Annotated in this window: 9 protein-coding genes; all 9 read right to left on the reverse strand. The window is 47.2% G+C overall.

The genetic code is table 11. The annotated features are described in order from the left end of the window. Positions 1-547: 547 nt before the first annotated feature. Entirely contained in the window at positions 548-1,105 is a 558-nt protein-coding gene (locus VIC_RS17045) for a sugar O-acetyltransferase (RefSeq protein WP_006961319.1), read from the reverse strand. Next, the gene (locus VIC_RS17050) at positions 1,105-3,030 is read right to left on the reverse strand and encodes an alpha-amylase family protein (RefSeq protein ID WP_006961320.1); all 1,926 of its coding nucleotides are present in this window, start codon (positions 3,028-3,030) and stop codon (positions 1,105-1,107) included. Before VIC_RS17050 ends, VIC_RS17045 begins: the two co-directional genes overlap by 1 nt. After that, positions 3,024-4,592, reverse strand: coding sequence for a glycoside hydrolase family 32 protein (locus VIC_RS17055; RefSeq protein WP_236612185.1), 1,569 nt, complete (start codon positions 4,590-4,592; stop codon positions 3,024-3,026). Before VIC_RS17055 ends, VIC_RS17050 begins: the two co-directional genes overlap by 7 nt. A 71-nt stretch (positions 4,593-4,663) precedes the next feature. After that, positions 4,664-5,674, reverse strand: coding sequence for an OmpG porin family protein (locus VIC_RS17060; RefSeq protein ID WP_006961322.1), 1,011 nt, complete (start codon positions 5,672-5,674; stop codon positions 4,664-4,666). Between the two features lie 182 nt (positions 5,675-5,856). Then, positions 5,857-6,990: an ABC transporter ATP-binding protein gene (locus VIC_RS17065; protein WP_006961323.1), complete on the reverse strand. Its 1,134-nt coding sequence runs from the start codon at positions 6,988-6,990 to the stop codon at positions 5,857-5,859. A gap of 54 nt (positions 6,991-7,044) precedes the next feature. After that, positions 7,045-7,677, reverse strand: coding sequence for a beta-phosphoglucomutase (gene pgmB / locus VIC_RS17070; protein WP_006961324.1), 633 nt, complete (start codon positions 7,675-7,677; stop codon positions 7,045-7,047). Next, positions 7,670-10,012 carry a glycoside hydrolase family 65 protein gene (locus tag VIC_RS17075; protein ID WP_006961325.1) on the reverse strand — a complete coding sequence of 781 codons (2,343 nt, stop codon included), beginning with the start codon at positions 10,010-10,012 and terminating at the stop codon, positions 7,670-7,672. Before VIC_RS17075 ends, pgmB begins: the two co-directional genes overlap by 8 nt. 18 nt (positions 10,013-10,030) lie before the next feature. Next, positions 10,031-11,449, reverse strand: a complete 1,419-nt coding sequence (locus tag VIC_RS17080) for a carbohydrate ABC transporter permease (RefSeq protein WP_006961326.1) — start codon at positions 11,447-11,449, stop codon at positions 10,031-10,033. Then, positions 11,442-12,536: a carbohydrate ABC transporter permease gene (locus tag VIC_RS17085; protein ID WP_006961327.1), complete on the reverse strand. Its 1,095-nt coding sequence runs from the start codon at positions 12,534-12,536 to the stop codon at positions 11,442-11,444. Before VIC_RS17085 ends, VIC_RS17080 begins: the two co-directional genes overlap by 8 nt.

Below are 12,536 nucleotides of genomic sequence, written 5' to 3' on the forward strand. Positions count from 1 at the left end.
AAAGCGGGTTTGGGGGGATGCAAAGGATCATGAGAGCAGCTTGCACAAGCATCAGCTCAAGGCGTCGTAACGCTAAAGTAAACTCTATAGCTTAACCAAGCGTTCAAATTTTATATAAATATACGCTTATAGTTTAGCTCTATTTAATTCAAACATTTACTCTTAAATAAGTAATTTTACGTAAACAAATACCTTCTGTTTATCGAGTAAACATCATCGTAATAATATTTCCACCATTTGATATTTACGTTATTAGTTTACGTTGAAGATAATAAAGAAAAGGCCGCGTAAGCGGCCTGATTAGATTGAGTAAAACCTTAGCCACCCCTTATACCACCTAATGCGTAGCACATATTCGGTTGGAGCATGATAGCTTTACCATCAAGATAGCAGAGCTCGTATCGGTCTGAGCTTGGAAGCGAGCTATTCGATGAAAATACAAATGGCGAAAACAACAAAGCTAAAGAAATAAATATTCCCCTCATATTACCTCCTATATTTATTCAGCAATTTAAATATAGTCAAATAATATTAATATTACTTATTTTTATTGCTCTATTGGTTTTATTACTTTACAAGGATTACCCGCTGCTACCACATTAGGTGGAATATCTTTTGTGACAACACTACCTGCGCCCACCACACTGTTTTCTCCTATAGACACGCCCGGACAGACGATAACACCACCGCCCAGCCATACATTGTCACCAATCGTGATAGGCGTACCGAACTCTACGCCCTCTTCCACTCGACCTTTAACATCTAATGGGTGACCAGCGGTGTAGATTTGTACATTCGGTGCAAACAATACGTTGTCACCGATATGGACTTCCGCTACGTCTAGCACAACGCAATTAAAGTTAGCGTAGAAGTTTTTACCCAACTTAATGTTGGAGCCATAATCACAGCGAAACGGTGGCTCTAAAAAAGCACCTTCGGAATCTGGAATTAAGGTGTCTATTGCATCGCGCCATTCATCCGTATCAGGAATGCTATTGTTGAGCTTTTGCAGCACTTTGCGACATTCAATACGCTCGCCATAAAGTTGCTTGTCCCATGCATCATAGGGCTCACCAGCGAGCATTTTCTCTTTTTCACTTCTCATTACGCACTTACCTTTAACCACAGCACATCATAGGCTGATAAAACAATCTCATCGCCGAGGAAATGCTTTCCAGAAAGCAGATCCTTCGTCTGTCGAGTGCCCAAAATATCGCATATTGACGCTGGGATTGTTTGCTCCATTTCACCAAAATTGCAGAGAGCGAGAAGTTGCTCACCCTTTGCGTTGGTTCGGCAGTAAGCAAAAAGTTGCGAACGATAAGTTTCAAGAATTTCAGTCTTTGCATTACCCAATTCTGGATGAGATTGGCGTATTGCCACCAGCTGATTTAAATCAGTCCAGATTCGGTTTTGATACGTGCCTTTTTCTCTGGCTTGTTCAATCGCCTTATCGGTAATCGATGGGCGGTTCACCCAACGTGCGTCATCGCGTTTGAATTCATCACCTAGGTAGCTGTGGTCATTTAAAATGCCGAGCTCGTCTCCCTGATAAATCAACGGAATACCACCGATGCTAAGGTTGATACTGTTCAATAGACGAATACGTTTAAGTGCAAATTCGATTGCTTGTGAATCGTCGGCTTCAATCGCTTTTTCTAAGCCCGCTAGAGATGCTAACGAGCCGCACACTCTACAATCTCCCGTAGTCGGGTTTTCTTGAAACGGCACGCCCTGAGAGAATGAACCCTCAAACTTGCCGGTGTAAAACTGATTTAGGAAGCGGCGGTGATCATAGCCGTTAATGCCAAGCTGCTCAGCTACAGCATCGTCAAACGTCCAACCAATATCATCGTGACAACGAATGTAGTTCACCCATGAACACTGGTCTGAGATCTCGAAGCTTTTCTTTAGAGACGCTGTCAGTAGCTTGGTTTCACGCGTAGCTAAGCTCTCCCACATCAGCGCCATCATTAATGGGTTGTAGGACAACTGACATTCTTGTTTGTCGATATACTGTGCCACTTCATCTGGGTGCACAATCGCTTCTGATTTGAACAACACAGCAGGCGCTGCGATCTGCAAACAAGTGTTGAAACACTGAATCAAGGTGTGTGCCTTCGGCAAGCTCTCACATTGAGTCCATTTCTCTTTCCAGATGAACGCTAATGCATCAAGACGTAACCCTTCACAGCCGATGTTGGCGAGGAACAGCATTTCATCGGTAATGGCGTTAAACACCGCTGGGTTTGAATAGTTGAGATCCCATTGGAAGCTGTTGAATGTCGTCCAAACGTACTTCTCTACATCCTCTAAGAATGTAAAACTGCCACGGCGAACGGTCGGGAAGATCTCGCGACAAGTTTGGTTGTACTCATCCACTTCCTTTTTATCGGTGAAGAAGTAGTAAAAGTCTTCAAACTCGGGGTTACCCTTACGTGCTTGCTCTGCCCAGTAGTGTTCATCTGAGGTGTGATTGAACACGAAATCCAACACTAGGCTAATGCCTTCATCACTCAACGCCTCAGCGAGCTGCGCCAGATCTTTCTCCGTGCCCAGTTTGGGATCTACCTTGCGGTAATCAGACACTGCATAGCCGCCATCGCTGTCACCTTCCGGCGCTTTGTAAAGCGGCATCAGGTGCAGATAATTGATACCAAGTGACTTGAGGTACGGGATCTTCATTTGCAGATTTTTCAAATCACCAGCAAACAGATCCACATATACAGCCATGCCAAGCATCTTTTCACTGCGATACCAAGCTGGATCTTTAAGTCGTTTCTCATCAAGGTTCTTCCACTTACGTTTACGACCAGAAAAGGCCTTGGCAAGCACTACCACCAGATTTTGTAGGTGCAAGAAAAAATCATAACGCTCGCCATAAAGCGTGTGCAGTTGCCCGACTAAGGATGGAAAATGCTGCGCCAGACGTTCAAGAAACACCTTCTCGTCTTTTTTAGTTAGCTTTGGCAGCTCTACTGAATCAAGCACTTGTTGTAGTGCTTGCTTAGTTTGTAATTCGTTTAACATGTTTTCTCTCCTGCCAAGCTAGAGACTTGAACGTTGCGAAGTGCTAGCGAGCCGCTATCCACGCTTAGAGCGACACTTGCTTGCGTCTCTTTGGCATAAACAAGGTTGGTAAAGCTGAATTGGCCAGCGTTGATCAGTAGCTCGACTGAGCCTTTGTCTATCAACACTTCGACTTGGAATTTGTTATCAATCGGTAAAGTCACCCGATAGTCATGTGGGAAGTGCTCATCAATCCGTTCAGTGCCAAACTGACCACGGCGCACTGATCGCACCTCAACCCCTTGTTCTACAAGAACAAACTCAAAGTAAACCGGATTATCTTGGTAAGCATTCAAGTGCAACGTTTGTGTATCTTGTAGAGCCACATCCGCGCTGAACTTCATGGCTTCTTGTTGGCTGTAAAGACTAATCGCTTGTTCGTCACTTGGCTCTGGCGTTTGCACATCAAGACTTAACGCCTGATTAAGCTCTTTGACAAAGCGTTGCCCTACACGTAACCCTGCTTTACCTTCAAACAGGAACAGCTCACGAGGCATAGCCATCGAACTGCGAAACTCTTGGGTTGGTAACTCAAGCGAGTACTGATGATTACTCATCCATGTACTGACGATACGGCGGCCATCTTCAACTGGGATATCAGAGAAAGACTGAGTCGCGTAGTAATCACGACCGAAATCGAGCCACAATACGGTCTCAGGATGGTTATGATTCACAAAGGTTTCACCATCAAAATCACCAATGAAGTACTGTGTACCTGCACCGCCACAGTGTGCGCCCTCACCAATGCCAACCACCAGCACCCAACGTTTTTCTTGCAAGCCTTCGATCGGCAGTTCAAACAAGTCTGGGCATTCCCAAGGGCCTTTGCTATGGGCACCGTGGCGGTAACCAAACTCGCTCACCAAACGCCAGTCCAATAAGTTAGTTGAACGGTAGAACTCAATATGTTGACCGCAAGACACCACCATCACCCACGCTTGGCTTTGCTCATGCCAAATCACCTTAGGATCACGGAAATCTGGGTTACCACGTGCAGAGATGATCGGTGCTCCATCAGCGTATTTTTTCCACGTTAAGCCATCTTGACTATAAGCAAGTGACTGCTGCTGAATTGGGTCTTCCATTTCAGTGCCATCAGCCAATCTCACTTTGGGTTGAATAAACGACGTGTAGAACGCCAATAAGCCTGGTTTGCCCGCCTCGAATAAGCCTGAAGTGTTATGCCAATCAACAATCGCACTTCCCGAGAAACACATGCCAGATTCATCGGGATAGAGCGCTGGCTCAAGCTCTTGCCAATCAATCAGGTTGGTACTGATTTTGTGCCCCCAGTGCATTGGCCCCCAAACGGTGTCGCTCGGGTAATACTGGTAGAACTGGTGATAATGACCATTGAAGAACACTAATCCGTTTGGATCATTCATCCAACCCGAATCCGGTGTCATGTGAAGGTATGGGCGGTATTTTTCTGTCATTTTCCAACCTGTAAAGTCGTTGAATACGTCTGGGTTTGGTTCAAAAAAAGGAGCCGGACAGGCTCCAAACGGACTCAAAGCTGCCAATGTCAGTCCAAAACCAGAAATATTGATTGCAGTGGAAACTCTCCTCCTGAGCATCAGGAGGATAGGTCATTTTAGAAGCTGTAGTTCACGCCAATCAGACCAAATGGCAGGGTGTTTTCGCCGTCTTGACCATCGCCGAACACCACATCAACTGTTTTGTAGCTGAACTCGCCAAATACGCTCCAGTTTTTCGAAATAGGATAGTTAGCCGAAGCACCTAGCTTGACGTAATCTTCAGAGTGTAAGCTTGCACCAGTACGGTCATTTTCTTTATCGAACTTGCCGATTTCAGCGAAGAGAGCAGCGCTCCAGTGACCGAAGCTGTACCACATCCCCGGTTTAATGATGGTTTCCGTTTCAACTTCTTTATCGGAGTCACCTTTAGCATCCCAAACACCTTGCTGGTAGCGGAAGTTAATCCATGCCCCCATGTTTTTCGCGATCTTGAAGCCAAAGCCTGGTTCTAGTTCGTAGTAGTCAAAGTTTCCGAGGTTTTGCTTAATCTCGACGTGATACAGAGCGTAGCCATGAAAATCTAGCCAATCGTTAATCTGGTATGAGCCAAATACTTTACCTTCAGGCGTGCTTCGCTTATCCGCGCTTTCCTGAGCGTATTTCACACCCCAACCGATGCTGCCATTGTCAATGGCGTAAGATTTATTCAGGTATATCTCTGTAATGTCATTCACTCCGTCATGATCGGCACTAAATAGCTCTCCTGAGTAGTTAAACTCTCGAGCCATGTAGAAGCCAAAGTCCACACCCGCCCAGTCTTCGTGTCGGAAGTTGCCATTCGCTAGTGAGTATTTGACTTTGCCGCCATTGTTCAGCACTTCGCCGTTTTTGACTTCTTTCCACTGCTCGATTTCAACGTTGGTGCCAATCGTACCGTGCAGTTTGCTGTCTTCACGTGGCTCAGCATTCAGTGCTGTTAACAACTCAGCTTTCGAATACTCGTTTTCTAGCGCGCTCAGCTTGGCTTTCAGCTCAGCTTCTTCAGGGTTAATTTTTTCGTTGGCGATTGCCACGCCGGAAATTGTGAGTGCAAGAAGTACAGAGGATGCCACTACTGTCTTTTTCATGAGGTATACCTTATTATCTCAGTGTTACTGTCTGTCCCGCGCCAACGGGATAGTTTTTTTGATGCCTGCGCCAACAGGCATTAAGTGCACATTCAAATCAGTCGAAAGCTGAATTTTGAATGCAGTAATCCAGAGCCCGCCGCCAAGCGGGCTTTTTTATTGTTGTTATGATTTAGGGGTAACTAGCTGGCTTGCTGAATTTGCGGTGGAAGCGTTATCAGGTCATCAATGGTTTTACCACGCTTAAACGCCAGCCCTTTGCTATCGAAAAGATGACACTTCTCAGCAGGAATTCGGATATTTAGCCTTTGACCGATTTCAACGTGGACAGTCCCCGGCACACGCACCAAGACTTCCTGACCGCCACGAACCAGTGTGGTGTAAAGCAGCGATTCCGTTCCCAGACGCTCTAGACCTTCAACAATAACGCCCACTCCCTTCTCATCGAGGTGGATATCTTCTGGTCTGATGCCCAAAGTCATTAGCGCGCCCTGAGTTGCAGCAGTCGCGTCAACATCGGCTTCAAATGTGTAATCACCCACTTCTACCCTTGCCTGATCGCCAGTCGCCTCAACCAATGTTGCTGGCAGCAAGTTCATTTTCGGTGATCCGATGAAACCGGCGACAAACAGAGTTTGTGGGAAGTAGTACAGCTCCAGAGGCGAGCCGACTTGCTCTACCACACCGGCACGAAGGACAACTATTTTGTCCGCCAGCGTCATCGCTTCTACTTGATCGTGCGTGACATAAATAACCGTCGACTTCAGTTTCTGGTGATATTCCGCCAACTGTAGACGCATGCGAACACGCAGCGAAGCATCTAAGTTTGATAGCGGTTCATCTAGCAGGAACAGCTTAGGGTTGCGCACAATCGCTCGGCCAATCGCCACACGTTGACGTTGACCGCCTGATAGCTGACTAGGTTTCTGCTTCAACAGGTTAGTCAGTTCCAGCATTTCCGCTACCTGGCGAACTGCTGAATCAATATCTTCTTTGCTTTTCTTCGCCAGTTTCAGGCCGAAAGCAATATTTTCGTAGACCGTCATATGCGGATAAAGCGCATAAGATTGGAACACCATGCCGATGCCACGGTCTGTAGGCGAAAGGTTGTTCACCACTTCACCATCTAAGCACATCTCTCCTGATGAAATCTCCTCCAAGCCAGCCACCATACGTAGCATGGTTGACTTACCACACCCTGATGGGCCAACGAATACCGTGAACTCTCCGTCTTCAATGGTCAGGTTGGCATCCTTGATGATGTGTGCACCATCAGGATAGATTTTATTGATGTTCTTCAGTTCTAAACGTGCCATTGTTCTACCTACGTCTTTAATGAGGGCGAGCAAGCTCGCCCATTGTTATTGTTGCTACAGGATTTCAGCCAAAGTCAGCTTGGCAGTATCATCGAAGCGCCATGTCGCGTGACCAACACGGTCGTTAGGACCAATACCGACAACACGCATTCCCGCTTCTTTTGCCGCATCTACACCTGCTTCTGCATCTTCAACCACGATGCACTCGTCAGCGTTTACACCGACTTGACCCGCCGCGTGGATGAACACGTCCGGCGCTGGTTTAGAGCGCTGCACTGACCAGCCGTCACCAATCGCATCAAACAGAGGCGTTAGGCCAAGGCGATGCAAGATAGGACGTGCGTTCTTACTTGCTGACGCCAACGCGACTTTTATGCCACGTGCATTTAGCTCAAGTAGAAACTGCTCAATACCCGGTAGAACGTCTTTTGCAGAAATCGTATTCAGCAGATCCACGTAGTAATCGTTCTTTCGCTTCATCAGCTCTGCAAACTTCTCTTCGCTGATCTCTTTACCGTTCAGGATGATGTTCAGAGACGCCTGACGAGACACACCACGCAGCTGTTCGTTGATTTCGCGGTCGAAGTAGTAACCTTCTTCGTTCGCCATACGTTGCCACGCTTGGTAGTGCAGCTCTGCGGTATCGGTAATGACGCCATCCAGGTCGAAAATGAATGCCTTACACATTGAAAGTCACCTCTGTTGAATCGATAACTCGTGGCTCGCCTGCAACTTCGATGTTTAGCGCTTGGCCGTTGAATTCAGGGCGTTCAATACGAACTTGCTCTTGATCTACCGTTACTTCCAAACGCTCACCTTTCCAGTAGATTGGGAAGTTCAGGCTGTCCCACTCTTTTGGAAGGTTAGGGTTAATACGAAGGTTGCCACCTAGCATACGTACGCCACCGAAACCGTAAACTACACACTGCCACATGCCGCCAATAGACGCCGCGTGAATACCGTGATCAGAGCTCTTCATGTTCTGGCCGATATCGATAGATGCTGCCTGTTGAAACAAATCGTAAGACAGCTCTGGGTTACCCACATCAGACGCCAATACCGAGTGCGTAGATAAGCTCAGCGATGAATCGTGTAGCGTCTTCGGCTCGTAGTAGTTCCAGTTTGCTAGCTTAGTTTCAAGGTCGAACTTATCTTCTTGCTGAAGGAACAGCACCATGATGTCCGCCTGCTTAGAAACTTGCATCTCGTTAACCTGCTCTAGGTTGTAGTCTTGGAACAGACCACCAACGAATGGCTGCTCTTTGTACTTAGTCAGGTCAATGATTTCTTTCTGCAGGTAAGTGTCATCCTGTGGGATAACCTTATCTTCTTCACGTGGCTGTGGCAGATAGATGTTGTCTACGCGCTCTAGCCACATCTTGCGAGCTTCAATTAGGTTTAGCTTGTCAGAAAGCTTAGCCAGTAGTTCTGGGTTAGACGTTTCTAGATCTTCGTAGTAACGAATCGCCAGCTTGATGTTCTCTACTGCCATGTAGTTAGTGAACGCATTGTTGTCGATGTGCTCTTTGTACTCATCAGGGCCGATAACATTGCAGATACCCCACATGTCGCGATCTTCTAGCCACTCTAGACGGCTAGTCCAGAACGTTGCTGTGTCGAACATGATCTCGTAGCCCATGTCGTCCATGAACTTCTGGTCACCTGTGATTTGGTAGTACTGCCACAATGCGTAAGTGATGTCACATGTGATGTGCTGCTCGATAAAGCCAGACCAGATCTTGGTCGACTTGCCCGTGATGATGTCTACTGCACCCCATACTGGCGTTACTTCTTCACCCGTTAGCGCTGATTCCCATGGGAACTGTGCACCGATGTAGCCGTTGTCTTTTGCTTTCTTACGAGCGCCGTCTAGCGTTTTGAAACGGTACTCAAGTAGGCTGCGCGCCACTTCTGGCATGGTGTAAATAAAGAACGGAAGCATGAAGACTTCTGTATCCCAAAATGAGTGGCCTTTGTAGCCTTCGCCAGAGAGACCTTTCGCACCGATACCGAAACGAGAGTCATGCATTGGTGTAAAGATGTTCAATTGGTATTGAGCAAAACGGATCGCAAGTTGGTCGAAATCGCTACCACCAATTTGAATGCTCATGCCTGCCCAACGTTTATCCCACTCTGCTGCACTCTCTTCTAAAAGCTCATCAAAGCTGCGGTCTGCATTGTTTTTAAGATTAGTCAACGCATGGTCACGCAGAGCCTGAAGTTCGTAGCCTTCAACATCGAACTGCTTATCGCGAGACGTATGCACCACACCAACTTTCTCTGTGCCGAACGTTTCACCCGCTTTCAGGTCGTGGTGGATGTTTAGCCATACTTTACGGCGGTCCATTTGCAGACCTGGATCAATCTCAGTTTCCTGACCATCCACAAGGTAGCGGTGAGATGTTAGGAATACAAAGTCTACTTTGCTTTCTGTAGTGTGCTGCAGAAGCTCGATAAAACGCTTGTCGTAAATACGCTTTTCACCTTCGTGGAAGTGCTGTGCGCCTGAGTTAGAAAGCTGCGCGTCCACACCAGAGCGGATTTCGATTTTCGCATCGCTGTTTAAAGCTTTAACTTGAACGTCGAATGCCATTAGATGAAGGTTTGCTTGCGAGAAGAAACGGCGGAAGCGCATTTCGAAGCTTTTACCTTCTGTGTTTGTCCAAGTGAATTCACGGATTAACTCACCGTTTTTCACGTTTAGACGACGAGAGTAGTTGCTTACCTCGCCTGTTTCTAGGTGAAAACGACGGCCATCAATGAAGATTTCAATCGCACTCATGTCTGCAGAGTTTGGCAGCTCGGTCACTTCGTCTGCGTCAAACTTGTTGTAAGTACCCGCAACAAAAAGGTTGCGAACCTGTCCCACGTATTTTTCTTCCGTTGCACTACGCGCGCCCATGTAGCCATTTCCTTGGCTCATTACTACTTCACATTTACCTTGGAAAGCTGAGTCAAAAGCCGTCTCTTCAACGATCCAGTTTTTTAGTTCGCCTTGACCAGCGTTGTAGTTCATAAACATCTTAAATATCCCCGAAATTTAACCTTTAACAGCGGAAGAAATGTCGTTACCCACGAAGTAACGTTGGAAAACCATAAATACAATTAGTACTGGGATTGTTGACAGGAAAGCCCCCGCCAAGATCAGGTTCCAGTCACCTGCTACGCCATAGGCGTTACGTAAACTCAATAGACCAACGGGAAGCGTGAATGCATCAGCTGGGCTGTTGATCACCACCAGTGGCCAGAAGAAGTCGTTCCACGCACCTTGGAAACCAAGGATGGTCACCGACAAGATGGCTGGCTTCGCCAGTGGCATAAATACCTTCCAAAGAATCACAGCGGGGCTTGCACCATCTACGATTGCCGCTTCTTCCAGTTCTTTCGGAATGTTCTCGAAGAACTGTTTCATGATCAGGACCTGACCCGAAGCAACGACCGCCGTAATGACCGCCCATGGCGTATTCAATAAGCCGATATCTTTATAAATTAGGTAGTTAGAGATGAAGGTTACTTGTCCCGGAATCATCATGCTGAACAACATGAAAGCAAACACAGCGCGGGCACCAGTGAACTTCAATCGAGCTAAGGCATAACCAGCAGTACATGCAAAGAACAGGGTCAGAATGACCTTACCAATCGCAATGAAGAACGAGTTGATGGTCCAGCTCATGAACAGGCTCTTACCGGTCTCTAAACTGACTGACTCGGTGTACACGCGAACGTAAGACTTAAACACGTAACCAATCACACCCGGTGCCGCGTTATCCCATGCAGCAACACGGCCACGACGTTCCATCTTGCTTGGTGCTAGTGTGCTATCAATCAGAACCTGCCCGCGCGGCGCTTCTATCGTCAGTGGTAGCGTTGCAATCTCAGGACCTTGACCTTGATACTTGATGGAAAATGCCCACGTTTGGCTGTGGCCTTGCTTAGTAAGTTCACGGCGACCACGTTTTTCTATAAACGTCACGTTGTCATTGGTGTCTACCAACACTGGCTCGCTGACTTGTGCGTAATCAGCAGCAAAGTCGGTCACGATAGCCGCAGCCATACCTGTACCAGGGCGACGACGTGGCACTTCAATTTCAGGTATTTTCAGTTCCTTGCCGTCTTCCACCGCGTAAGTCACGGTGAAGTTCACTTCTGCGCCCGGAGCGAAACCACCGAACATTGGCGCATCGTTACCTTCTTTACCGAGCTGGTAAGCCGCGCCCCAGTTACTAGGTTGAACCTGAGCAAAGTTGAACTTAAATGGCTGCTCCAACGGGTCATCTTTCAGACTCGCCAAGAACGCCACCACGAAGGTCCCTAACATCACTGTCGCCACGAGTAGTAAGGCACTGTAAACCCAGGCTACTTTTGCCCAGCGACGACGCGCTTGAAACTTTGAAATCTCTTCCATAGATGCCATAGGTTTTGCATCCTCATGGTTGATTGCTGACATTTGGTTAGCCATCTGCTTTCTCCTTCACTCCAAAGATTTTCTGCAGATAAACCACTGCCAGCGTGATAAACGCCAATACCAATGCCGCTGCGCTTGCCATACCAATTTGCGGAGTGCCACCTGGTGGGAACGCATTGTGATATACGTAGTACGCCAGAGTAATACGAGACTCTAATGGTGCTGCCGAGCCAAGCAGTGCCACTTGGTCAAACATCTGCAACGTACCGATAATCGAGAAAGTCACGACCACGAACGTCACCGGTGCTAACTGAGGAATCGTAATGTTCCAGTGCTGCTGCCATTTGTTTGCACCATCAATATGAGCCGCTTCATAAAGCTCACCCGGAATGCCTTGTAAACCGGCTAAGAACAACAACATGAATGTTGGAATCGTGGTGTAAATGTTCTGAATGACAATTGCCCACAGAGTCAAAGGCATTGGACCGACGTTATCACGAGTATTTAGCCAGTTGACCTCAACCACGTCTTTCGTCACTTCAATCCAACCCACTGCACTTGCCACAAAAGTCGCGACGCCCGCAATGATGAAGGAAAGTATCGCCCATGCAGGGTCAAACCAACCAACGGGCAGACCTTTCATTCGGTCTTTCGTCACCAAAACAAACTGAGTCACAATGGCCACAAGCGCAAAGCAGCTCAGGTGCGGGTAGTGATTGACAACATCCGTCACAAAGCCATTTAAGTAACCGTTCTTTTGGTAGAACCAAATGAAGATCAAGGTGACAGCGGCACTCGACAAAATACTCGGTAAGTAAAATGCCGTTCTAAAGAAGCTTTTGGCACGAATTTTTGAGTTGACTAAAATTGCTAAGCCGAGTGCTAAGACAGTTTGCACACACGTTACAATCAGAGAAAACCAAACGGTGTTAGCCAAAGAAAGTAAAAACAGATCATCGGTCAGCAGCGCTTTGAAGTTTGCCAGACCGACCCAGATTGCATCGCTGAATAAGTCGTACTCAGTAAAACTGAAGTAAACCGTTCTAACCAACGCGTAAAGAAAGAACACCACCAAAGTCAGTACAAATGGCCCAGCAAGGAGCCATCCATAAACTTGTTGGCGTAAACGTAAAGAGTTCAT

The organism is Vibrio coralliilyticus ATCC BAA-450, assembly GCF_000176135.1.
GTDB lineage: Bacteria > Pseudomonadota > Gammaproteobacteria > Enterobacterales > Vibrionaceae > Vibrio > Vibrio coralliilyticus.

Coding starts and splice junctions, on each gene's coding strand:
- VIC_RS17075 (WP_006961325.1), bottom strand. CDS start 10,012: ATGTTTATGAACTACAACGCTGGTCAAGGCGAACTAAAAAACTGGATC.
- VIC_RS17080 (WP_006961326.1), bottom strand. CDS start 11,449: ATGGCTAACCAAATGTCAGCAATCAACCATGAGGATGCAAAACCTATG.
- VIC_RS17050 (WP_006961320.1), bottom strand. CDS start 3,030: ATGTTAAACGAATTACAAACTAAGCAAGCACTACAACAAGTGCTTGAT.
- VIC_RS17060 (WP_006961322.1), bottom strand. CDS start 5,674: ATGAAAAAGACAGTAGTGGCATCCTCTGTACTTCTTGCACTCACAATT.
- VIC_RS17085 (WP_006961327.1), bottom strand. CDS start 12,536: ATGAACTCTTTACGTTTACGCCAACAAGTTTATGGATGGCTCCTTGCT.
- VIC_RS17045 (WP_006961319.1), bottom strand. CDS start 1,105: ATGAGAAGTGAAAAAGAGAAAATGCTCGCTGGTGAGCCCTATGATGCA.
- pgmB (WP_006961324.1), bottom strand. CDS start 7,677: ATGTGTAAGGCATTCATTTTCGACCTGGATGGCGTCATTACCGATACC.
- VIC_RS17065 (WP_006961323.1), bottom strand. CDS start 6,990: ATGGCACGTTTAGAACTGAAGAACATCAATAAAATCTATCCTGATGGT.